The sequence below is a fragment of the Micromonospora sp. NPDC049230 genome, assembly GCF_040647875.1.
GTDB lineage: Bacteria > Actinomycetota > Actinomycetes > Mycobacteriales > Micromonosporaceae > Micromonospora.
Map to the genome: position 1 here is coordinate 13,714 of NZ_JBEZCZ010000017.1, position 19,996 is coordinate 33,709.

At 70.3% G+C, this 19,996-nt stretch carries 21 protein-coding genes; 5 read left to right on the forward strand and 16 right to left on the reverse strand.

Features of this window, described 5'->3' with window-relative positions:
- Positions 1 to 148: 148 nt before the first annotated feature.
- Positions 149 to 1,366, forward strand: a complete 1,218-nt coding sequence (locus AB0A95_RS16460) for an arginine deiminase (protein ID WP_357556568.1) — start codon at positions 149 to 151, stop codon at positions 1,364 to 1,366.
- Positions 1,367 to 1,524: 158 nt separating this feature from the next.
- On the opposite strand, the gene AB0A95_RS16465 is transcribed toward AB0A95_RS16460, so the two are convergent.
- The 12 genes from AB0A95_RS16465 to AB0A95_RS16520 all read right to left on the reverse strand — a co-directional run bounded on the left by AB0A95_RS16465 (position 1,525) and on the right by AB0A95_RS16520 (position 13,638).
- Entirely contained in the window at positions 1,525 to 2,412 is an 888-nt protein-coding gene (locus tag AB0A95_RS16465; protein ID WP_357556569.1) for a DUF5926 family protein, read from the reverse strand.
- Positions 2,413 to 2,536: 124 nt separating this feature from the next.
- Positions 2,537 to 2,986 (reverse strand): ATP-binding protein, encoded by a 450-nt coding sequence (locus AB0A95_RS16470; RefSeq protein ID WP_357556668.1) that lies wholly within the window; start codon positions 2,984 to 2,986, stop codon positions 2,537 to 2,539.
- Positions 2,987 to 3,047: 61 nt separating this feature from the next.
- A complete protein-coding gene (locus tag AB0A95_RS16475; RefSeq protein ID WP_357556570.1) occupies positions 3,048 to 4,502 on the reverse strand; it encodes a PAS domain-containing sensor histidine kinase in 1,455 nt (484 codons plus the stop codon).
- 46 nt (positions 4,503 to 4,548) lie between these two features.
- Positions 4,549 to 5,337 (reverse strand): glycerophosphodiester phosphodiesterase family protein, encoded by a 789-nt coding sequence (locus tag AB0A95_RS16480; RefSeq protein ID WP_357556571.1) that lies wholly within the window; start codon positions 5,335 to 5,337, stop codon positions 4,549 to 4,551.
- A 10-nt stretch (positions 5,338 to 5,347) separates the two neighbouring features.
- A complete protein-coding gene (locus tag AB0A95_RS16485; protein ID WP_357556572.1) occupies positions 5,348 to 5,683 on the reverse strand; it encodes a rhodanese-like domain-containing protein in 336 nt (111 codons plus the stop codon).
- Between the two features lie 58 nt (positions 5,684 to 5,741).
- Positions 5,742 to 6,704, reverse strand: a complete 963-nt coding sequence (locus AB0A95_RS16490; RefSeq protein ID WP_357556573.1) for an LCP family protein — start codon at positions 6,702 to 6,704, stop codon at positions 5,742 to 5,744.
- 182 nt (positions 6,705 to 6,886) lie between these two features.
- A complete protein-coding gene (locus tag AB0A95_RS16495; RefSeq protein WP_357556574.1) occupies positions 6,887 to 8,149 on the reverse strand; it encodes an LCP family protein in 1,263 nt (420 codons plus the stop codon).
- Positions 8,150 to 8,324: 175 nt separating this feature from the next.
- Positions 8,325 to 9,551, reverse strand: a complete 1,227-nt coding sequence (locus AB0A95_RS16500) for an LCP family protein (protein WP_357556575.1) — start codon at positions 9,549 to 9,551, stop codon at positions 8,325 to 8,327.
- 65 nt (positions 9,552 to 9,616) lie between these two features.
- Positions 9,617 to 10,594 carry an NAD-dependent epimerase/dehydratase family protein gene (locus AB0A95_RS16505; protein WP_357556576.1) on the reverse strand — a complete coding sequence of 326 codons (978 nt, stop codon included), beginning with the start codon at positions 10,592 to 10,594 and terminating at the stop codon, positions 9,617 to 9,619.
- 81 nt (positions 10,595 to 10,675) lie between these two features.
- On the reverse strand, positions 10,676 to 12,367 hold the full coding sequence (locus AB0A95_RS16510; protein WP_357556577.1) for a cation acetate symporter: 1,692 nt from the start codon (positions 12,365 to 12,367) through the stop codon (positions 10,676 to 10,678).
- Positions 12,345 to 12,710 carry a DUF485 domain-containing protein gene (locus AB0A95_RS16515; protein ID WP_357556578.1) on the reverse strand — a complete coding sequence of 122 codons (366 nt, stop codon included), beginning with the start codon at positions 12,708 to 12,710 and terminating at the stop codon, positions 12,345 to 12,347. Before AB0A95_RS16515 ends, AB0A95_RS16510 begins: the two co-directional genes overlap by 23 nt.
- A gap of 175 nt (positions 12,711 to 12,885) precedes the next feature.
- A complete protein-coding gene (locus AB0A95_RS16520; protein WP_357556669.1) occupies positions 12,886 to 13,638 on the reverse strand; it encodes a flavin reductase family protein in 753 nt (250 codons plus the stop codon).
- Positions 13,639 to 14,051: 413 nt separating this feature from the next.
- On the opposite strand from AB0A95_RS16520, the gene AB0A95_RS16525 reads away from it, so the two are divergent.
- Positions 14,052 to 14,804, forward strand: a complete 753-nt coding sequence (locus AB0A95_RS16525; protein ID WP_357556579.1) for a GntR family transcriptional regulator — start codon at positions 14,052 to 14,054, stop codon at positions 14,802 to 14,804.
- A 58-nt stretch (positions 14,805 to 14,862) separates the two neighbouring features.
- Here AB0A95_RS16525 and AB0A95_RS16530 read toward each other — a convergent pair whose 3' ends face one another.
- Positions 14,863 to 16,566, reverse strand: a complete 1,704-nt coding sequence (locus AB0A95_RS16530) for an ABC transporter permease (protein ID WP_357556580.1) — start codon at positions 16,564 to 16,566, stop codon at positions 14,863 to 14,865.
- A complete protein-coding gene (locus tag AB0A95_RS16535) occupies positions 16,551 to 17,315 on the reverse strand; it encodes an ABC transporter ATP-binding protein (protein WP_357556581.1) in 765 nt (254 codons plus the stop codon). Before AB0A95_RS16535 ends, AB0A95_RS16530 begins: the two co-directional genes overlap by 16 nt.
- 114 nt (positions 17,316 to 17,429) lie before the next feature.
- Between AB0A95_RS16535 and AB0A95_RS16540 the strand changes: the two genes are divergently transcribed.
- Entirely contained in the window at positions 17,430 to 17,897 is a 468-nt protein-coding gene (locus AB0A95_RS16540; RefSeq protein WP_357556582.1) for a hypothetical protein, read from the forward strand.
- Between the two features lie 108 nt (positions 17,898 to 18,005).
- On the opposite strand, the gene AB0A95_RS16545 is transcribed toward AB0A95_RS16540, so the two are convergent.
- Complete coding sequence (locus tag AB0A95_RS16545; protein ID WP_357556583.1) at positions 18,006 to 18,194, reverse strand: hypothetical protein; 189 nt, start codon at positions 18,192 to 18,194, stop codon at positions 18,006 to 18,008.
- Between the two features lie 125 nt (positions 18,195 to 18,319).
- The gene (locus tag AB0A95_RS16550) at positions 18,320 to 18,607 is read right to left on the reverse strand and encodes a hypothetical protein (protein ID WP_357556670.1); all 288 of its coding nucleotides are present in this window, start codon (positions 18,605 to 18,607) and stop codon (positions 18,320 to 18,322) included.
- Between the two features lie 339 nt (positions 18,608 to 18,946).
- Here AB0A95_RS16550 and AB0A95_RS16555 point away from each other — a divergent pair, with 339 nt between their 5' ends.
- Positions 18,947 to 19,714, forward strand: a complete 768-nt coding sequence (locus AB0A95_RS16555; RefSeq protein ID WP_357556584.1) for a DUF5753 domain-containing protein — start codon at positions 18,947 to 18,949, stop codon at positions 19,712 to 19,714.
- Positions 19,711 to 19,896: a DUF397 domain-containing protein gene (locus AB0A95_RS16560; protein WP_357556585.1), complete on the forward strand. Its 186-nt coding sequence runs from the start codon at positions 19,711 to 19,713 to the stop codon at positions 19,894 to 19,896. Before AB0A95_RS16555 ends, AB0A95_RS16560 begins: the two co-directional genes overlap by 4 nt.
- Positions 19,897 to 19,996: the final 100 nt, after the last annotated feature.

Below are 19,996 nucleotides of genomic sequence, written 5' to 3' on the forward strand. Positions count from 1 at the left end.
AAGGTCCCTCGAAGTTATGTCCTCACTACCCTACGTTGCCACTACCGGTGTTCGGCAAGCCGGAGCGCCGGAGTGACTACGGATGAATGCCATATTCATCCACAGTTCTTTTCTCGGATGCCGCCAAACCCTGCCCTACGCTGCGGGAGTGACCCAATACGTCGACAGTGAAGTCGGCCGGCTCGGCACCGTACTGCTGCACCGGCCCGGCCCCGAGCTGGCCCGGCTCACCCCACGCAACAACGACTCACTCCTGTTCGACGCGATCCCCTGGGTCGGACGCGCCCAGGAGGAGCACGACGCGTTCGCCACCGCCCTGCGCGATCGTGGGGTCGAGGTGCTCTACCTGGCGACCCTGCTGGCCGAGACGCTGGCCGTCGCGGACGCCCGCGCCGAACTCACCGAGGAGGTGCTGCGCTCCCGGCGGCTCGGCGACACCCTGCGGGCCCGTGTCGCCGACCATCTCTCCTACCTCGACCCGGCAGCCCTGGCCGACGTGCTCACCGCCGGGCTGGCCCACGAGGAACTGCGGATCAGCTCGGCGCGACCGGGCGGGCTTGTCTACACGCTGATGGATCGACACGACTTCGTTATCGATCCGTTACCCAACCTGTTGTTCACCCGCGACTCGTCGCTGTGGATCGGCGATCGGGTCGGTGTGACGAGCCTGGCCATGCCGGCCCGCCGACGCGAGACCACCCTGACCGACGCCATCTACCGCCACCATCCCCGCTTCGCCGGCACCGAGTTCGTCTACCGCCCGAACCTTGAGCACCTGGAGGGCGGCGACGTGCTGCTGCTCGCACCCGGGGTGCTGGCGGTCGGGGTGGGTGAGCGGACCACACCGGCCGGCGCCGAACGCCTCGCCCGGCAGGTCTTCGCCGCCGGGCTCGCCCACACCATCCTGGTGGTGCCGATCGCCCAGAAGCGCGCCACCATGCACCTCGACACGGTCTGCACGATGGTCGACGTGGACGCCGTGCTGATGTATCCCAACATCGCGAGCACGCTGTCGGCGTACACAGTGATTGCCGGCGCGGATGGTGCGGACCCGCGGGTGGACGGGCCCGCGCCGTTCCTGCGGGCCGCCGCCGACGCGATGGACCTCGACCTGCTGCGGGTCATCGACACCGGGCTGGACCCGGTGACCGCGGAACGCGAGCAGTGGGACGACGGCAACAACACCCTCGCGCTGGCGCCCCGGCTCTGCGTCGGCTACGAGCGCAACACCGAGACCAACGCCCAACTGGAACGCGCCGGCATCGAGGTGATCCCGATCGCCGGCTCCGAGTTGGGCTCCGGCCGTGGCGGGCCGCGCTGTATGTCCTGCCCGATCACCCGCGACCCGCTGCCCGTCGCCGGCTGACCGCGCGCCGTCCGGCCCCGAACGACCGTGCCCGGCCGGGCGGCACGACCGTGCCCGGCCGGGCGGCACGACCGTGCGCGGCCGGGCGAGGCCGATCTCGCCAGGCCGCGCGGGGAGGCCGAGCCGGAAGACGCCCGGCCCAGCGAGGACGACCGCGCTCAGCGCAGGGTGAGTTGGCGGCCGAGCAGCCCCTGGCGGGCACGCCGGCCGGCGGCGTCGAGCGGGTCGGTGGCGGCGAGTGCCTCGGCGTACCGCTTGGCGAACTGCGCCACCGGCTCCTCCCACTCGGCCGCCGGAGTCTCCTCCGGCAGGTCCCAGACCGGGACCAGCCGACCGTGTGCGCGGAACATGCCGGCGAACTTGGTCTGCTCGCCGAGCGTCAGCGTGCCGGCGGCACCGAGGCGGGCCAGCGCGTCCAGGGCGGCGTCCTCGTCGTCCGGCAGCACCCAGCGCACGTGTGCCTTCTCCGGGACCTGGCACCAGTACGCGGCCTTCGCCGCGGTCAGCCGCACCGTCGGGTAGATGGCCGCGTTCGCCCGCTCCAGCGACGCCTGGACTGTCGGATCGTCGGCAGCCCCGGGGTCGAGCCAGAACTCGAAGCCCTCGTGCAGGGCGACCTCAAGGGGGCCGTCCACGAGGATGTCCTGGAGGCGGGGGCCGGGGCCGGGCAGCGGCGGCACTGTCACCTGGCCACCCGGCTCGGTGCGCAGCGCGCTGAGCAGCGCCTCGGCCAGATCCCGGGAGACATCACCGGACTGCTGGTGGCGCTGGAGGCCGATGAGCACCCGGCCGTCCGGCTTGGTGATCGCCGGGGCGGCCATCGGCAGCACAGTGGCGAGCGTCGCCGGCCGGTCACCGAACTCCTCGACCAGGGCGGGTGTCAGCCGCAGCGGCGCGGAGGCGGCGGGCACCAACTCGCGGAGCGCGATCCACTCGACCTCGTCGACGAGCCCGTCGAACGGGCGCGGCACGAAGACGTCGCGCACCTTCTCGCGGCGGGGGGTGGTGTCGGCGGTGGTGCGCTGGCTCTTTCGACGCTTACTCACGGCGTCAAAGCCTAGAGCCCCAACCGCCGGCGCGTGGTGCCGGACCCGCCCACCCCGTCCTATCGCTCCTTGATCATGGAGTTGTTGTCACCCCGCCCGGCGTGTCATGGCAATAACCTCATGATCAACGGGGTTGGCCCGCAGGGACCAGGTTGGGGTGGGGGGTTTGGGTGGGGGTTGGGGGTGGGGGTGGGGTTGGGTCGAACTCGGCCCAGACCCGCTGGCCCATCCCGTCCCGTTCGACGCCCCAGCGGGTGGCCAGCCCGGCCACGATGTGCAGCCCCCGCCCGTCGGCCGCGTCGGCGCTGGCCGTCCGGAGCCGTGGCGCGGTGCTCGCGCCGCCGTCGGTGACCCCGAGCTGGATCAGGGCGCCCTGGGCCGAGGGCCGCAACCGCCAGGCCACCCGGACCACTCCACCGGGCAGCGGCCGGGCGTGCCGCACCGCGTTGCCCACCAACTCCGCGAGCACCGCGATCAGATCCGCGAGGAGCATCGGGGGTACGACGTCCGCCAGCTCACCGGCGAGCCGGTGCCGGGCCAGCCGTGCCCCGGCCGGGTGGTGGGGAACCACCACGCACCACGCCCGATCCCTCGCTGCCGCTGCCACCGTTGCCTCCACGTCGCGCCACCCTCGCTCAGCCGCGCGGTAGCCGCACCTCTGCGACCGTACCGCCGCCGGTCCTCGGACGTAGGGATACCCATCCATTCTGTTGTTCAACGATTCGGCGGACGAGATAGAGGCCGAGCCCTGCCCCCGGGTAGCCGCGTCGGTCGCCGGACTCGCCCTGCCAGAACCTGTCGAACGCCCGCTCCACGTGCTCCGGTCGGATGCCGATGCCCCGGTCGCTGACCCGGAACGCCACAAGTTGACCGTCTGGCGAGGCGGCGATCTCGATCGGAGAGTCCGGTGCGGAGTATTTGCCGGCGTTCGTGGTCAGCTCGGTCAGCACTGTGGCCAGGCTGGGCCGGTGGCCGAGCGCCTTGGGCAGGTCGGCCGGGAGGCGGAGCACCAGCCGGCGGCGCAACTCCGTCGGCAGGTCCAGGACTGCTGAGCGCAGCGCCTCGCCGAGGTCGAACGGGGTGGGCGGATCGTCGCCCGGCCCGGCTTCGGCCGCCGAGCTGAGGAGACGGTCGACCAGCCGGGCCAACTCGTTGGCGCGTTGCCCGATGACCCGGGCGGCCTGCCGCCGGTCGACGTCGGTCAGCGACTCCCAGTGGTCGGTGAGGGTGTCCGCGTACCCCTTGATGACGGTGACGGGGGTGCGCAGCTCGTGGCTGGTCACCGCGACGAACAGCTCCCGGTCGTGGTCGCGGCGCTGCTGGTCGGTGATGTCGCGGAAGGTGACCACCCGCAACGAGCCCGGGCCGGGCAACTCGCCGGAGGTGATCCGCAGCCAACGGCCGTCCGGCATCCGGTGGTCGCGGACCTGACCGGAGGGCGGCAACGGAAACGGCAGTGGACGGCTCAGCGCCTGCTCGACCGGTCGGCCGGTGACCTGGGCGGCGGCCGGGTTCCAGAGGCGGACGTACCCGTCGCGGTCGACGACGGCCAGCCCGTCGGCGAGTGCCGCCACCACCGGGCCGTCACCGTGCACCGGCAGGCCGCTCTGGTCGCCGTACATGTGCGCGACGCAGGACGCGAGGTAGGCGACCACCCCCTGCCGCTCGGCGTCCGGCTTGTCGTCGCCGGGATAGAGCGCGTGCAGGCTGCCGACCGTGTGGCCGCCGATCTCGGCCCGCGAGACCACCATCCAGCGCAGGTCACTGCCGGCCAGCTCGCCGGCCAACTTGCCATTGAGGTGGCCCACCCGCACGTTGCGCACCCGTGGCCCGTTGAGCAGGCAGACAGTGTCCGGGTCGTCGGCCGCCAGCGGACGGCCGAGGGCCCAACCCGCCGTGCCGGTGGCGGCGATCACGCGACCACCTGTCGGACCGAACTCGACGAACGCCATACCTGTCGCGCCGAGGGACGGCTGAGCCACCCGCAGCAGTTGGGTGAGGACCGGAAGGCCCGCCTCCCCCGAATTGATCATCTCGATCACGACTGTGTGACCGGTGAGGAGAGCGGGGAAATCGATACGCTCCGGCATGTGCCGAGTCTGCCTCGCCGGCCTGGATTTGGGCACCCCCGCCGGGTCAGCGGTCCAGTCGGGCGAGGGCGTAGCCCGGCCGATCGGTGATGATCCCGTCCGCCCCGGCGGCGAGCACCAGATCGAGGTCGGTGGGCTCGTTGACCGTCCAGACGTACACCTGGTTGCCGGCCGTGCGAAGTGCGGGCAGCAGCTGCGGGCGGGCCCGGACCAGGCCGATGCCCGGCCCCGCGATGCGGGTGCCGAACGGCAGCCGCCCGAGCCGCGGCCAACGCGGCAACACCTCCAGCAACAGCACAGTGGGCAGCTTCGGCGCGAGTTCGTGCACCCGGCGGACCGCCAGCGGGGAGAACGACATGACGGTGACCTGCACCGGGTCGTCCGGTGCCGGGTCGGCGAGCCCGTACCGACGCAGCAGGCTGACCAGCCGCCGTTCCACGTTCGAGCCGTAGCGGGACGGATGTTTCGTCTCCACCAGCAGCCGGACCGGCCGGCCGGCGGCGAGCACCGCGTCCAGCAGCCGGGTCAGGGTCAGCAGCCGGGTGTGCGAGTCGTCCGGGGGTACGTCCCCGTCCGGCGCGCTGCCCGGATGCCAGGAGCCGAAGTCCAGTGCCTCCAGTTCGGCGAGCGTCCGCGCGCTGACCAGACCGCGACCGTTGCTGGTGCGGTCGAGTCGCCGGTCGTGCACGCAGACCAGGTGCCCGTCCCGGGTCAGCCGGACGTCGCACTCCAGGCCGTCGGCACCCTCGTCGAGAGCGCGCAGGTACGCGGCGAGGGTGTGCTCGGGAAGGTCGTACGAGGCGCCGCGGTGCGCGAAGACAAGTGGCCCACCCATCCCGACCGCCTCAGATGACCTGGCCGGGCTGCCCGTTCGCGTCGACCACGGGACGGCCGACGGCGGCCCACTGGCGCATTCCGCCGTCGGCGTTCCGCACCTGCTCCCAGCCGTTGTTGACCAGGTAGGCGACGACCTGGGCGGAACGCCCGCCGGAGCGGCAGATGACCGCCACGTCCCGGTCGGTGGGCACCTCCGCGAGCCGGGCCGGCAGCTCCATCATCGGCAGGTGGTGGGCGGTGGGCGCATGGCCGGCCGCCCATTCGTCGGCCTCCCGCACATCCAGCAGGTAGGTCTCGTCGGCGATCTCGGTCACGGGCACTGTGGGAACCTGGGGTCCGAACACAGGAAGCAACACTAGATCCTCGTCGACCGGTTCGGCAGCGACCTGGCCGTCGGCACCATCACAACCGGGTCACCCAGCGCGGGTTGGCCTGCGCCCACGACGGCATCTGCCGGCCGCGCACCGCCTCGAACAGCCCGTTGCCGCCGTTGTCCAACACCACGTACGAGACCTCGTCGATGGTCTGTGGGGACGACGGCACCTGGATGCCGCGCATCCCGTCGGGCGGCAGCGCGCGCAGCGCGAGGAGCAGGTCCTCCAGGGGTACGCCGTTGGTGTCCACAGTCAGCGAGCCGCCCACCGCGCGGAGCACCTGGTCCAACTTGACCGGATTGCTCCGCAGATCCGCCTTGCCGGCGCTGTCCAGCATCGCCCGGAGCAACTGCTGTTGGTGGTGCTGCCGGTCGTAGTCGCCTCCGGGCAGGTCGTAGCGCTGTCGGACGTAGTCCAGGGCCTGCGCCCCGTCCATCTGTTGGCAGCCGACGGGGAAGACCCGGTTGGTGTGGATGGAGCGGACCTCGGTGTCCACGCACATCCGCACCCCGCCGAGCAGGTCGATGACCTTCCGGAAGCCGGAAAAGTCGATCAACGCGGCACCGTCGAACCGGATTCCGGTGAGCCGGTTGAGGGTGGCGGAGAGTAGCTGGGCGCCGGCCGCTCCGCCGCCACCGTGCTCGTACGCCGCATTGATCTTGTCCGGTCCGCCGCCGAAGCCGTTCGCGGGCGGGATGGCGACGAGCAGGTCACGCGGCACGGAGACCAGGTACGCCTCCCGCTGGCCGGCCGGCACGTGCACGATGAGGATGGTGTCGGAGCGCTGGTCCGGTCCGCTGCCGCCGGGGCGGCGGTCGGAGCCGACCAGGAGATAGTTGAGGGGCCCGTCCAGGTCGGTGCGCTCGGTGCGGGCGTCCGCGTCGAGCAACTGCTCCTTGGTGACAGTGCGGTCGTACCTGTTGCTCAGCGTCTTGAGGCCGACCACGGCGAGCCCGGCCAGCAGGACGAGGGTCAGGCCGATGCCGAGCATGATCCGTGACCCTCGGGCGCGGCGTGCTCGGCGGGGCGGAGCCGATCCGGCTCGGCCCGCCACGTTCCGTCCCCACCTGGACGTGACCGCCTCCCCGCGACCGATACGTGAAACCCGCTCACGTCAGGTTACGGGCGGTGACCGCATGGTCGCCGGCTTTCCGGGACTTCCGACGGCACCGCTCACTTGCGGTTGGAGATCACCCCGGGGTGGGCGAAGACGAACTCGGCGAGCTTGTCCTGCTTGACCGCTCGGAACATCTCCTTCGTCTCGTCGTTCAACGCCTCGGTGCCGTTGCTGGTGCCGTTGAAGGTGCCGTTGTTGGTCTTCAACATGGTCAGCTCGTTCGCGGTCACCCCACGCATGGTGAAGATGAAGTTCTCGATCGACGCGCCGCCGGTGTCCAGCACGAACGCCTTGCCGGCCGCCTTGATCAGCTGCTGGAGCTTGGTCGGGTTGGTCAGCATCCCGCCGTCGGTGGCCTTCTTGGCCATCGCCTTGATCAGCTGCTGCTGGTTCTGCTGCCGGTCGTAGTCGCCACCGGGCAGCCCGTAGCGCTGCCGGGAGTAGTCGAGCGCCGCCCAGCCCTCCATCTGCTGGCAGCCCTTCTTGTGCACCACCGGGGTCATCTTCTTGCCGGTCTTCTTGGCGTCGGCGTTCCACATCGGCTTGCCGTCGACGAACGACATGTGCTTGGACTTCACCTCGTGACTCACGCAGATCCGCACGGTGCCGAGGGTGTCGATGACGTTCTTGAAGCCGCCGAAGTTGATGATCGCCGCGCCGTCGAAGCTGACGCCGGTGAGTCCCTTGATCGTCTCGGCCATCAACTGGGCGCCGCCCTCCCAGCCGCCGCCGTTGCGGGCTCCCACCTCGAAGGCCGCATTGATCTTCGCGCTGCCGCCGGACCAGCCGTTCTTCGGGCGGGCCGGAATCTGCACCTCGGTGTCCCGGGGGATGGAGATCAGGTAAGCCTGGTCGTGCGTGGCCGGGATGTGCAGGACGATGATGCTGTCCGAGCGGACGTCGTCGGCGGCCCAGCGTTCCCGCGCGTCGACGCCGAGCAGCAGCATGTCGATCGGGCCGTCCAGACTGGCCCCGCCCTCGGCGTCGGACTTGCTGGCGTCACCGAGCAGGTTGCGTTGCGCGATGTCCCCGGTCGCCTGACCGATCAGCACCTTGCCGCCGACGATGCCCACGCCACTGCTGAGCATCAGCACCGCCCCGAACACCACTGTCAGCCGGGCCCACAGCGGGTCCTTGCGCTTGGTCCGCTTCTTCGCCGACCCGCCGCCAACGACCCGACCACCATTGCCGCCGCCGGGCGGGCGACCGCCCGGTCCACCACGTGAGGGGTGCGCCTGGACCGGTATGGACGCGGCGGCACGGCCGCTGGGCGCGGCGGACCCGGGGGACGAAGGGCGACGACTGGCCTGAACCGGCATGCGTGCTCCAGCTCGTGATCAGGAGGGGGCGGCACCACTCTACGTACATCAAATCGACTTGGCGAGTTCATCACGGGTCAATCGGGACGTCGGTTACCCACGGAGTGGATCGATCGTCGTACCTCGATGGGTCGAACGGCGGGGCGACCGTCAGCCCGGCGGCCGACCGGCACCGTCAGCCGCCGTCCTTGCCCTTCGGCGGGTTGGCCTTGACCCAGTCCGCCATGGTGTCCGCCGTCATGGCCTTGTACATGGCGAGCGCCTTCTCCCGGTCGGAGACCACCACCGACTCGCCGTTGATCGTGTCGCTGCCCGAGTTCGGGCTGGTCACGAAGGTGAGGTTCTGGCCGCGCAGGTTGCGGAACTGCACCGCCATATCGGTAACCGAGAAATCCTGGTCGACGGTTACGGCCGCGGTCACCGATTTGAGGAAGTTGTTGAGCTTCGCCGGGTTCGCCAGCGTGCCGCTGCTCGCCGCCTTGTCCATCAGCGCCCGGAGAAACTCCTGCTGGTGCCGCATCCGGGCGAAGTCCCCATCCGGGAACTGCTTGCGCTGCCGGATCCAGTCCAGTGCCTCCGCGCCGTCCATGTGGTTGGTGCCCTTGGTGAACGTCCGGTACGGCTTGTGGATCGAGGTGATGTTCCGCTCCACCTTCAGGTCCACCCCGCCGAGAGCGTCGGTGACCTCCTTGAAGCCGCCGAAGTCGATCGCCATCACGTGGTCGATCCGCACGTCGGTGAAGCACTCCACAGTGCGAACCGCCAGCGGCAGCCCGCCGAACGCGAACGCCGCGTTGATCTTCGCGCGCTGGCCGGAGGCGCAGTCCGCGCCGGCGCTCTCCGGAATCGGCACGTAGAGGTCGCGCGGGATGGAGACCAGGTACGCCTGCTGGTGGTCGGCCGGGATGTGCATCACGATGATCGTGTCGGCACGCCACTGACTCTTGGCGTCGACCGGCGCGTCCGGGTCCCGTGAGTCGCTGCCGACCAGCAGGATGTTCAGCGCGCCGTCGACGGTCTTGGCCGGCCGGCCACCGGTGATCTCCGCGAACGGGTCGGTGCGGGCCAGGTCGCCGTTGAGGCTGCGCGCGTACAGCCAGGCGCCCACGCTGCCGAGCAGCGCCAGCACCAGCACCGCGACCCCCGCCACGAGGGCGATCCGGCCCCAGCGGGGTCGCGGCCCGCGTCGCCCCGACCCGCCCAGGCCACCCAGCCCGCCGGGCCCCCGTGGCCCCACCGGGCCGCCGGGCCTGGGCTGCTCCTCGTCGTACGGCGGGTAGAAGCGTGCCTCGGTCGGACGGGCACGCCCGGAGGCGGCCCGATCGGGGCCGGGCACCGACGCGCGCCCGGAGCTGCGGTGCAGGTGCGGATGCGGGACGCCGGCAGACGAGGTCGCAGACATGTCACTCAGGGTACGTAGCGGGAGCCACTGCCGCCTTCAGCCGACACTCAGCGATCGCCGTCGCGTTACCCGAGGTGAGCCCGGAAGTGCGCGATAGTGCGTCGCAGGCCGTCTTCGGGCGTCACCGTCGGCTCGTAGCCGAGCAGTTCGCGGGCCAGGGTGAGATCGGGCCGCCGCATCTCCGGGTCATCCGAGCTTCGAGTGACATAGGTCACCGTCGAGCTGCTGCCGGAGAGTGACACGATCAACTCGGCGAGTTGCCGCATGGACAGCTCGTGCTCGGTGCCGCAGTTGATCGGGCCCGTCTCGGTCGAGTCGAGCAGCAGCAGGATGCCCCGCACCAGATCCTCGACGAAGCAGATCGACCGGGTCTGGTTGCCGCTGCCGTGCACGGTGATCGGCTCGCCGCGCAGCGCCTGGGAGATGAAGGTGGGGATGGCCCGGCCGTCGTCCGGGCGCATCCGCGGGCCGTACGTGTTGAAGATCCGGACGATCGCCGCGTCGAGCCCGCGGTACCTGTGGTACGCCATGGTGGCCGCCTCGGAGAACCGCTTCGCCTCGTCGTAGACGCTGCGCACCCCGATCGGGTTGACGTTGCCCCAGTAGGTCTCGCGCTGCGGGTGCTCCTTCGGGTCCCCGTACGCCTCGGAGGTGGAGGCCATCAGGAACCGGGCGCCGTCGGCGACCGCGCGCTCCAGCAGGTGCAGCGTGCCCACCGAGCCGACCCGGAGGATCTCCACCGGCAGTTGGCCGAAGTCGGTGGGACTGGCTGGTGAGGCCATGTGCAGGATCGCGTCGAACCGCTCGGTCAGTGCCGGGTGGTTGGTCGGCAGGCCGTCGGAGATGTCCGCTTCGACGAGCGTGAAGGTCGGCCGGTCCAGCAGGTGGGCGATGTTCTCCTTGGAGCCGGTCACGAAGTTGTCCAGCGCCACCACCTCGCAACCGCGGGCGATCAGCACGTCCACCAGATGCGACGGGACGAAACCAGCTCCGCCGGTGACGAGAACGCGGTGACCGGAACCGAAGCGCTCAACAACCTTCATGCTGGTCAGCCTACCGATCCCCGATAACGGCGAGAGGCCCCCCGCGGACGCGTGGCGTCAGCAGGGGGCCCGGTGCGTGGATCAGTGGGCGCCAGCGCCGGTGAGGGCGCGCACCTCCAGCTCCGCGTACTTGTCCTCGTCGTGCTCCTTGGAGATGACGGTGCCGATCCACCCGCACAGGAAACCGAACGGGATGGAGAGGATGCCCGGGTTGGACAGCGGGAACCACTGCCAGTCGTGATCCGGGAACATCGAGGTCGCCGCGCCGGAGACCACCGGTGAGAAGAACACCAGCAGCACTGCCGAGAGCAGACCGCCGTAGATCGCCCACACCGCGCCGGAGGTGTTGAACCGCCGCCAGAACAGGCTGTAGAGGATCGCCGGCAGGTTGCCCGAGGCGGCGACCGCGAAGGCCAGCGCCACCAGGAACGCCACGTTGAGGTTCTGCGCGAAGATCGACAGCAGGATGGAGATCGCGCCGATCACCAGGGCGGAGATCCGGGCGACCCGGACCTCCTGGCGCTCCGACGCCTCCCCCTTCTTCATCACGTTCGCGTAGAAGTCGTGCGCGAGGCTGGACGAGGAGGCCAGGGTCAACCCGGCCACCACCGCCAGGATGGTGGCGAAGGCGACCGCCGCGATGATCGCGAGCAGGGCTGCCCCACCCAGGTCACCGCCGAAGAAGTCCAGACCCAACGCCTCGGCCAACTGCGGCGCCGCGGTGTTGCCGGCCTTGTCCTGGTCGGTGATCGCCTTGCTGCCGACCAGCGCCGCCGCACCGAAGCCCAGGGCCAGGGTGAGCAGGTAGAAGGTGCCGATGATGCCGATCGCCCAGAGCACGCTCTTACGGGCCGCCTTGGCGGTCGGCACCGTGTAGAAGCGGATCAGGATGTGCGGCAGACCGGCGGTGCCGAGCACCAGGGCGATGCCGAGCGAGAGCAGGTCCATCTTGTTGTAGAACGTCTGCGTGGCGTTTCCGGCGACCTCCACGCCGTACCGCAGGCCCGGTTGCAGGAGAGCATCGCCCTTGCCGGACTTGGCAGCGGCGGCGCCGAGCAGCTCCGACAGGTTGAAGTGGAACTTCGCCAGCACCAGCACGGTCATCAGCAGCGCGCCGCTCATCAGCAGGAACGCCTTGACGATCTGCACGTACGTGGTGCCCTTCATGCCACCCACGGTCACGTAGACGATCATCAGGGCGCCGACCATGATGATGGTCGCCACCTTGGCGGTCGCCGCGTCCATGCCGAGGAAGGTCGTACCCGGCTTGATGCCGAGCAGCAGCGCGACGAGCGCACCGGCGCCCACCATCTGCGCCAACAGGTAGAAGATCGACACCGTGATGGTGGAGACCGCCGCCGCCGTACGCACCGGACGCTGCCGCATCCGGAAGGCCAGCACGTCGGCCATCGTGTAGCGGCCCGAGTTTCGCAGCAGCTCCGCGACCAGCAGCAGGGCCACCAGCCAGGCGACCAGGAAGCCGATCGAGTAGAGGAAGCCGTCGTAGCCGTACAGCGCGATGATGCCGGCGATGCCGAGGAACGACGCGGCCGACATGTAGTCGCCGCCGATCGCCATGCCGTTCTGGAAGCCGGAGAAGGACCGGCCGCCGGCGTAGAAGTCGGTCGCCGTCTTGGTCTGCCGGCTGGCCCAGACGGTGATGGCCAGGGTCACCGCCACGAAGACCAGGAAGAGCGTGATGGTCAGGTTGCGGGCCGTGTGGTTGCCCGCCTCGGCCGCGAGGACCGTCTCAACCGCGAGGACCTTGCTCATGGGTCACCTCCCCGATCTCTTCACGGATCCGGTCGGCGATGGGGTCGATCTTCCGGTCCGCGTACCGGGCGTAGAGCCAGGCGATCAGGAACGTCGAGACGAACTGGAGCAGGCCGAAGACCAGTGCGACGTTGATGTTGCTGCCGAACAGCTTCGTGCCCATGAAGTCCCGGGCGTACGCGGAGAGAATGACGTAGAGCGCATACCACAGGAAGAACGCGACGGTCATCGGGAAGACGAAGCCGCGCAGCGCACGCCGCAGCCCGGCGAATTCGTCCGACCGTTGTACGGCCAGGTACTTGTCCGACTGGGAAGCGGCCGGAGCGGGTGTGTCCGTGGACATCTGTGGATCACCACCTTCACAGGCGTCAGAGGAGTTTCGCGCACGGTAGAGAGCGCACTCCCCGACAGGGAAGGCTGAGATCGACGGCGGTAGACGAGTGCGCCGAGCGGTTGGTTGCCTGCGCCAAGTGACTCAGGTCACCCCGGTGACCGGTCGGTCCGCTCGAGCCGCCCGGTCAGGCCGGCAACTCGTGGTACCGACCGCGGAAGTGCAGCAACGGAGACGCCTCCTCGGTCAGCTCGACCGTCTCGATGGTGGCCTCGACCAGCAGGCCCCAGCCGCACTCGCGGGCGCTGTCCAGCCGGCATCCGACCCAACCGCCGGCGTCCCCCGGCACCGGCCCGTGCGGGGTGTCGATCCACTCGCCGGTGGCGAAGAGCCCGCCCGGGGCGGGAAAGAGGCCGGCGAACCGGTCCGCGAGTTGCCGGTGCGGCGGGCCCAGCAGCGTGACCGCGAACCGGCCCGCCTCCTCCACCGCCGCCCAGAGGTTGGACTCCGGGTCGATGAGCCCGAGCAGCCGGTCCGGCTCCCCCTCGGCGACAAGCGTGGACGACACCGTCAGCCCGGCCGGGCCCGGCGTCGTCCAGAGTGTCACAGGCGTGGCGAGCCGACCGCGTAGCCGGCGTACCGGCGACCGCTGCCCCCTCGGCACCGCGAACGGATCGGTGTGATGGATCTCGGCACCCGGCTCATGATTCACGTGAAACATTGTGCCGTCCCGACCCCGCGCCCAACCCAGGAAGCGCTCGTGCAGGTCAATGGGTCGCCCGCCGAGCCGGGCGAGCTGATCACCCGCCTCTGTCATCAAGGCACCCAGGTAGATCAGCGGCGCCACGCGATCGTGCCGGTACTCGGCGAGCAGCGTCAGCCGCGCCGGCTGGCACGGCCAGAGCGCGCCGCAGCCGCGACACCGCCAGAGCGGGCGCATCGGCAGGTGCCGCCGGCTCACCTCAGCGCTCCGCCCCGGCGTGGCGGTGGAGCCGACCGGCTGCGGCGCGGGCCGTCGGCCGGAGGGCGATGCCCGAACAACCGGTGATGACTCAGGGGCATATTTATGACACAGAGGCATACCGCTCGTGGCGATGCCTCCGTCCCGGGCGGAAGCCGTCCCCCGATCCCGCTGCGGGCGAATCCGAACATGGGTGATCTCCTCCCGTCGACGGGGCCGCCCCGATCGGGTGGATGACCGAGGCGGCCCGAACGCAGGACCGGACGCCGGGACGTCGCCTCCACCGGCCGGGCCGCGGCGGGACCAGCTGCTGGCCGACTGCGCGGCGTCCGGACTCCCCGCAACCAGGTTGTCTGTGATCGACTGGGTGGGCTGACCGGAGGTTGTGCCCCATGGCCAAGACGCCCGCCTATTTGACGATCGCTGCGGAGCTGCGCGCGGAGATCCAGTCCGGCACGCTGGTGGCCGGCGCCAAACTGCCCAGCGAGACCACGCTCATGAACCGCTTCGGCGTGAGCCGCACCGTCGCGAAGTGGGCGATTGCCGTGCTCAAGGGTGAGGGACTGGTCGAGGGGCGAGCCGGGTCGGGCGTCTACGTCCGGACCGCCCGGCGACTGGTTCGACACGCTCACGGTCGCGAGATGCGGGGCGGCGGCCCGGGCCCTACGTCACCGTTCGCTCGGGACGCGGCCCGCGCGGGTCAGCAGGCCACCTGGGAGCACGACAGCCGCCACGCCCAGGCCGACGACCTGATCGCGGTGCGGCTCGGCGTGGAACCGGGAGCGCCGGTGATGCGTACGGCATACCGGTTCCTCAGCGAAGGTGATCCGATCCAGCTGTCGACGTCGTACGAGCCGCTGGGCGTCACCGGTGGCACACCCGTGGAGTGGCCGGAGGCGGGAGCCGCAGTCGGCGTGGTCGCCCGGATGGACCCGATCGGTGTGCACGTCGACGAGTTCGAAGAGCGGATCAACTCCCGGCCCGCGTCGGACGCCGAGGCGGAAGCGCTGGGGCTGCCCGGCCGGCCAGCGGACGTGTACGAGATCAGTCGGACGTACTACGCCGCTGGCGTGCCGGTCGAGACGGCGGACATCGTGCTCCCGCGCGGTCGGTACGAGTTGGTCTACCGGATCCCGGTGGACTGACGGCGGCTCAGGGCGTCGGGTGCACCGCATCCGCCCGCTGTGGTCGAAGGCGCGTCGGCTAACGGCGTGGCGTGACGGTGGCCAGCAGCTCCGGCTGACGCCGGTCCAGCACGTCGCCGGCCAGGTACGCGCCCAGCAGAGCCGTACCCAACCCGTACGCCGCGCTTACCGGCAGGGCCAGCCAGAGCCAGGCGTCGCCGAGCAGTGCCGCGGCCACCACGATCGGCACCGCCGTGACCACCGAGGCGAGCATGGCCACCAGGGTGAGCAGCCCCTTCGCCACACCGGCACCGCTGTTCATCGCGAACGGGTTGCTCGTCTCCGGCAGCGAGTACGCCCCGAGCACCGAGATCAGGCTGTTCACCGCCAGCCCGGCACCGTAGGAGGCGACCAGGCCGCCGATGGTGAGCCCGATCCACCCCGGTCGACCGAGCACTATCGACAGCACCACCGCGACGAACCCCAGCAGCGGCAGCACGTACAGCGAAAAGGCCACCATGCGGGCGCGCAGCTCCACCCGGCCGGGCACGCCGGCCACCACGTTCGCCGCGTACGCGCTGCCGTCGAAGCCGAACTGGTTGGCCAGGGTGACCGCGGCGAGCACGCCCACGAGGAGCATGGAGATGGTGACCACGACCGGTGAGCTGTCGGCGACAGCAGCGGTCAACCCCGCCTCGCCCTCGAACGCGAAGTCCCCGCCCGTCACGTTGATCAACACGGGTACGAAGATGCCGACCACCGCGATCGTGATCAGGTTGGCCCGGCGGCGGGCGTCCCGCCACCAGTAGCGGGCCTCCCTGGCGACCAGCGCACCGAACCGGTCCCGCCGCGCCCAGCGGGCGAACCTGGGGAACAGTTGCTCGACCGCGCCGCCGGTGGTGGCGCGTCGCACCGGTGCCCTGCCGGCGCTCGCCGCACCCACCATCGCCGACTCCAGCGACCGGGACCACCAGAGCAGCAGGGCACCGATCGCCACCACAGTGATCAGCAACTTGACCGGTGCGGCCCAGACCCGGCCCTGGGCCACGTCGATGCCCATCGTCCACGGTGCGCCGAACGGCGTCCAGCCGATCACTGTCGCCACGCCGGACAGTCGGTCCCAGTTTGCCTCCCGCAGGGCGGCGAGGCCGACGACCTGCAACGGGCCGAGCATGGCGGCGGTCACCGCCAGCAGCACGGCCGCCAGGTCGCGGACCCGACGGGACCGCAACATGGTGGCGAACGCGCTGGTCACCGCCCGGCTGGCGGCCACGCAGAGCAACAGCCCGGCGAGCACGCCGACGACGGCGACCAACCCCGCCGACCACCCGCCCAGGGACAGTGCGGTGAGCACCAGCCCGAACGACGCGATGAGCACCGCCAGCACCGGCACACTGAGCAGGGCCGCGACGAACAGGCCGGTCACCAACGTCCGGCGGGGCAGTGGCAGCAGCGCGAACCGGGCCGGGTCCAGGGTTTCGTCCACACCGAAGAAGACAAGCGGTAGGAGAAGCCAACCGAGCACCAGCAGCCCGCCGCCCGCCGCCGCGACGAGCACCGCGTACGTGCCGTCGCCGGCCAGGCCGGGCGCGGCGAAGAGGAAGAAGCCGCCGACGGCGAACCAGAGCCCGACCACCGCACCACCGATGAACAGGGCGATCCGCCAACCCTGGCCCCGGAAGCTGTTGCCCATCACCCGCAGCTTGAGCCGCGCGAAGTGTCGGGCGGAGACCGCTCGCACCGGCACGGCGGGTGCGGTGTCCGCGATCACCGGGAGAGCCACGAAAGCTCCTCGCCGGTCGCGGTACGCCCGCCCACCACCTCGACGAAGACCTCCTCCAACGAGCGGTCGCCGCGCACGTCACCGATCGTGCCGACCCGCTTGATGGTGCCGCCGGCCAGGATGGCCACGTGCGAGCAGAGCCGCTCGACGACCTCCATCACGTGACTGGAGAAGATCACCGTGCCGCCACCGCTCGCGTACCGGGTGAGGATGTCCCGGATCAGCGCGGCGGAGACCGGGTCGACCGCCTCGAACGGCTCGTCCAGCACCAACACCCGAGGGCCATGCAGCAGCGCGCAGGCCAGGCCGATCTTCTTCTTCATGCCCGCCGAGTAGTCCACCACAAGCGTCCGGCCGGCATCGCCGAGCGCCAACACGTCGAGCAACTCCGCGGCCCGCTGGTCGACCACCGCCGGGTCCATCCCCCGCAACAACCCGTTGTACGCCAGCAGCTCGGCCCCGGTCAGCCTGTCGAACAGGCGGACACCGTCGGGCATCACGCCGAGCAGCCGCTTGGCGGTCACCGGATCCTGCCAGACGTCGTGCCCGAGCACCCACGCCGAGCCGGCGTCCGGCCGCAACAGCCCGACCGCCATCGACAGGGTGGTGGTCTTGCCGGCGCCGTTCGGGCCGAGCAGGCCGTAGAACGAGCCGGCGGGGACGTCCAGGTCGACGCCGGCCACCGCGATCGTGCCGTCGAAGCGTTTGGCCAGGCCACGCAGCGCGAGCGCGGGGTGCTCAACAGTCATGTGCCGACGTTATCCGTCGATTGCCACTTCCGCCCTCCGGCACCAGGCGGACGGGGGAACATCCGGTAGGCGTATCCGCCGCGAATCGTCGACTACTGAAGTAGTGTTGATGTCATGTCCATGCCATCGGAGTCCGTGCCGTTCTCGGAGTTGCTACGCCAACCCGTCGAGACGGCCGACCGGCTCTCTCGTGCTCGCGCGGTGCGGCTGCGTCGCCGTGACGCGCCTGATCTGGTGCTGATGTCTGCCGATCGGGCGGCGGCCGAGGGCGAGGTGGTGGACCTGACGGCCCGGCTGCTGGCCAGTGTCGTACACCGGGATCCGACCCTGGTCCGAGAGGCGCTGCCGACCGTGCTGCCCTGGGTGCGGTTCCTGCCGCCGGACGACGTCGAGCAAATGGCCAGCGAGTTCGTCGTGACGGTGGAGGCGGCGGCTGCGGTGGGCAATACCGCAGCGGTGTCGCAGCTGCTCACCGAGTGGCGGCACACCGCCGAGATACACGCCGACCCCGACCTGCACCGGGTCTTGGCCGAGCCCAGCTCCGACGACTTCGGGCCGGTGGCGCGCCCGACCGGCGAGTGAGCGCCAAGCGCGGCGACCGGGCTGCGCCGCCACCCCGCCCTGGCGGCTACATCCTGCGATTCGCCACCAACGATGCGGCCAAGGATCACGACACCCGCACCTGCTGGATCAAGCACGCCGGTACGAGCCACCCGAGGGCGACCGACTGACCGAGGTGTAGCCGTTCTTCTCGACGTCTTTTCGAGCGCGGTCGAGTACCCACCCGAGGAACCGTTCGGCGTACGCCGCGGGCTGCGGATCCAAGCCCAGCTTGAACGCGTCCGTCAGCGCCGCAACGGCGTGTTGTGACAGCAGCATCGCCAAACCGTCGAAGTCGTGCTCCCACCGCCTCAGCAGCGACAGTCGCGCGGGCGAGCACGGCCAGTGCGCGCCGCAGGTCGTGCAGCGCCAGTGCGGATGCCCGGGGTGGTGCGGTCGGGCGCTCATCCGGCGCGCAGCGGGGTACGGACAACCGGGCGACGGGTGGTCGGCCTCGTCGGTGTGGCGGGCGGGGCGCTCTGCACCAGTTGAACGCCTTCGCGCCGCACGTACAACTCGCGGCGTGCTCGGGCGTCCCCCGCCGCGTCCAACTCATACCCCTCTATCCACACCCACCCGTCGTACGTGATCCGCTCCGGCAGTTCGCGAATGATACGAACGGAGATCGGGCGCAGAAATTGCACGCTCGCGTCGGTGGTCAGGTGGACGACGTCGCCGGCTCTCATCTTCACCGTCATCGCGGCACCCACCGGCAGTCCGGCACGCGGTTTGTGCGCAGGCCGGGGCGCGGCGGGACAGGGCCGATGGTGCCCGGCGGCCACGGGACCGGCGCGGGCGGTGGTGCGGGGTTCGGTGCGGGTCGCTCGTCAGGCATGTCTCTCCCTCCAGCGGGCTAGAGGGGCCGCCCCTTGAGTGCTCGCCCACGGGGCGACCCCGGGCCAGCACCGCCGCCGGGCTGCGCCTCCACCAGCGGTGCCGCTCACCTGACACCCTTGCGAACAGTAACGGGACCAGTACACGACGTTGGTCTATTCTTAAGGGACGTCCGGGACGTTCGTTATGGAGGCGGGATGAACCGTGCACTTCAGGCTGCGATGGCCGAGGCGGGCGAAACGGCCGAAAGTTTGGCAGCTCAAACGGGTGTAGATCCAAAGACAGCAGCGCGGTGGATAAGCCCGGGACGCGTGCCGCAGCCACGTCGGCGCGCGAAGCTTGCATTTATCCTTGGGAGGGACGTCGGGGACCTATGGCCTGATGTCCTGAAGCGACGCGAGCCGCAATGGCTGCGCGAGTGGGTCGACTGGGAGCGCGAGGCGGTCGCGATTCGCTGGTTCGAACACACGTGGGTACCCGGACTCTTGCAGACCGAGGCATACGCGCGGGCCACGCTCGCGGGTGAGGCGTTGACAGCGGGCGAGGTTGACGACGTCGTAGCGTCACGCATCGACCGACAATCGATCCTGCGCCGGGAACGACCACCGCTGCTGGTCGCGGTCGTTCATGAGCTGGTGCTGTATCAGTCGGCCTACGGTGATCGGCAACTGATGCGTGAGCAGTGCGAACATCTCGCCGCGTGTGCTGTGTTGCCCGCGGTTCAGGTCCTTGTCGTGCCCCGGGACGTCGGGATGTACCCGGGCCTGGGCGGGGGGTTTGTCGTGGCCGAGCTACCCGACGGCGAGCATGTGGCACACGTCGACAGTCAGGTGCGAGCGCAGATCATTAATGGGGCTGCGGACATTGCTACGCTGAATCGCAGATGGGAGCGCATCAGGAGCGAGGCTTTGTCCCGTCTTCAGTCCCTAGATCTGATCAGAAGGGCAGCAGCATCATGGACATGACCGGGGCGCGGTGGCGTAAGAGCACGAAGAGCGGCAACAATGGAGGATCGTGCGTCGAGGTTGCCGACAACCTTCCGGGTGTCGTCCTCGTCCGGGACACGAAGGACCGTGACGGGGGAACGCTGAGCTTCAGCGTCGCCGCGTGGCGTGGGTTCGTGTCGATGGCGCGCAACGCCGGCTGACCGACCGGCCGACCGCGAAGGCTCCCGGCGCTGGTCGGGGGCTTTCGACGTGTCCAGCCCGCGACGCGCCGCCTCGCCGGGTCCGACGACGAGCACGTCG

What these genes read in the sequence shown, in the direction of transcription:
- AB0A95_RS16475 (WP_357556570.1), bottom strand. Translation starts at nt 4,502, where the DNA reads ATGCCGGAGCGTATCGATTTCCCCGCTCTCCTCACCGGTCACACAGTC.
- AB0A95_RS16480 (WP_357556571.1), bottom strand. Translation starts at nt 5,337, where the DNA reads ATGGGTGGGCCACTTGTCTTCGCGCACCGCGGCGCCTCGTACGACCTT.
- AB0A95_RS16490 (WP_357556573.1), bottom strand. Translation starts at nt 6,704, where the DNA reads ATGCTCGGCATCGGCCTGACCCTCGTCCTGCTGGCCGGGCTCGCCGTG.
- AB0A95_RS16495 (WP_357556574.1), bottom strand. Translation starts at nt 8,149, where the DNA reads ATGCCGGTTCAGGCCAGTCGTCGCCCTTCGTCCCCCGGGTCCGCCGCG.
- AB0A95_RS16500 (WP_357556575.1), bottom strand. Translation starts at nt 9,551, where the DNA reads ATGTCTGCGACCTCGTCTGCCGGCGTCCCGCATCCGCACCTGCACCGC.
- AB0A95_RS16505 (WP_357556576.1), bottom strand. Translation starts at nt 10,594, where the DNA reads ATGAAGGTTGTTGAGCGCTTCGGTTCCGGTCACCGCGTTCTCGTCACC.
- AB0A95_RS16510 (WP_357556577.1), bottom strand. Translation starts at nt 12,367, where the DNA reads ATGAGCAAGGTCCTCGCGGTTGAGACGGTCCTCGCGGCCGAGGCGGGC.
- AB0A95_RS16515 (WP_357556578.1), bottom strand. Translation starts at nt 12,710, where the DNA reads ATGTCCACGGACACACCCGCTCCGGCCGCTTCCCAGTCGGACAAGTAC.
- AB0A95_RS16520 (WP_357556669.1), bottom strand. Translation starts at nt 13,638, where the DNA reads ATGCGCCCGCTCTGGCGGTGTCGCGGCTGCGGCGCGCTCTGGCCGTGC.
- AB0A95_RS16525 (WP_357556579.1), top strand. Translation starts at nt 14,052, where the DNA reads ATGGCCAAGACGCCCGCCTATTTGACGATCGCTGCGGAGCTGCGCGCG.
- AB0A95_RS16535 (WP_357556581.1), bottom strand. Translation starts at nt 17,315, where the DNA reads ATGACTGTTGAGCACCCCGCGCTCGCGCTGCGTGGCCTGGCCAAACGC.
- AB0A95_RS16540 (WP_357556582.1), top strand. Translation starts at nt 17,430, where the DNA reads ATGTCCATGCCATCGGAGTCCGTGCCGTTCTCGGAGTTGCTACGCCAA.
- AB0A95_RS16545 (WP_357556583.1), bottom strand. Translation starts at nt 18,194, where the DNA reads ATGCTGCTGTCACAACACGCCGTTGCGGCGCTGACGGACGCGTTCAAG.
- AB0A95_RS16555 (WP_357556584.1), top strand. Translation starts at nt 18,947, where the DNA reads ATGAACCGTGCACTTCAGGCTGCGATGGCCGAGGCGGGCGAAACGGCC.
- AB0A95_RS16560 (WP_357556585.1), top strand. Translation starts at nt 19,711, where the DNA reads ATGACCGGGGCGCGGTGGCGTAAGAGCACGAAGAGCGGCAACAATGGA.